Genomic DNA, 1195 nt, shown 5'->3' with positions numbered 1-1195 from the left:
GAATTCCCCACGGGGTGAAGTTCAACACGAGCCCGATCAGCGGGACGACCGCGATCGAGAGCCCGAACGACAGCGCGACGCGTTCGATCCCGTCGATCCCCGACCGGTCGGGCGACCCGAGGGCGGCCGTGGCACTCGTCGAGTCGGCCTCCGACGCGCGTTCGGCCGCCGCGGTGCCGGGTACGGGACTGGGCTCGTCACCGGCCTCCGCGGTCGATCCCGCCGCGTCAGACGCGTCCTCGGTCGACGCCCCCGCGTCCGACGCGTCCCCGGAAGTCGACGACTCCCCGTCGGACGCCCCCGTCCCGGCCTCGGGGAAGAGCGCGGCGATGAAGGCGTAGCCGGGGAGGAACAACACGAACGCGAGTCCGAAAGCCACGCGGAGCGGGGTTTCGTTGACGACGGGGACGAACACCGTCGCGAGCGTTGCCAGCGTGAACACGACCGTCGCGGCGAGGTCGGCCGGGAGCCGGCGGACCGGCCCGGGGAGCAGCAGCCACGCGTCGCGTCGGTCGACCATACGTCACGCAAACGACACGGCGGACAAAAGCGACTCGGTCGCCGCGGCGATCGAGTCCGGTCACCGCCGGGAGGAAACGGGGTATCGTACCACAGGATTGATATCTTCTCGCGCGAAGTCGGGACACAATGGCACTCGGGAGGCGGCAGCGGTTCGTGTACGGGGTCGTCGCCTGGATGCTCGCGGCGATCCTCCTGCTGGCCGCGCTGGGATCGCTGTCGCTGGAGCTGTTCTTCGTGGTGTCGCTCATCGGCCTGCTCGTCGTCGTCGAGCTGACTGCGCCGTTCAACGTGACGCCGCGCTGGCGGCGTCGGCTGCTCCCGGTGATCGCGGTCGGGCTCGCCGGGTTCGGCTACATCGTCGTGCGCCGGATCCTCGAGATCCTCCCGAGGGGCTCGTGTAGATGGACACACCACCGATCCCGCGGCTGGTCCTGTACGCGCTGGCGCTCGTCCTCGCCGTCGCGCTGGTCGTCGCCGCGAGCACGACCACGGCCGCCTTCGGCGCGTACAACGTCGAGTGGGACGGGACGAGCGACTTCCGCGAACTCGCCGATCAGGAGTCAGAGAGCCGTGTCGCGCTCGCGACGGGTGCGTACGAGACGACCGACCCGAACGGAACCGTCGCGGTCGCGCTCGCACCCGCGAGGGAGTACGGCGAAAACGACTCGCGGCG

The 1195-nt window shown here is 70.4% G+C and carries 1 protein-coding gene and 2 pseudogenes; 2 read left to right on the top strand and 1 reads right to left on the bottom strand.

The annotated features are described in order from the left end of the window. A partial coding sequence (locus BN903_RS07035) for a DUF1616 domain-containing protein (protein WP_048077056.1) occupies window positions 1-520 on the bottom strand: 520 nt, incomplete at its 3' end. Between the two features lie 128 nt (window positions 521-648). Between BN903_RS07035 and BN903_RS18000 the strand changes: the two are divergent. Then, window positions 649-915: pseudogene (locus tag BN903_RS18000) on the top strand (hypothetical protein); the annotation flags it as partial. 8 nt (window positions 916-923) lie between these two features. Next, window positions 924-1195 (top strand): annotated as a pseudogene (locus BN903_RS17330) (DUF4350 domain-containing protein); the annotation flags it as partial.

This window comes from Halorubrum sp. AJ67, from assembly GCF_000513435.1.
This window is presented reverse-complemented; position numbering and strand designations above follow the sequence as displayed.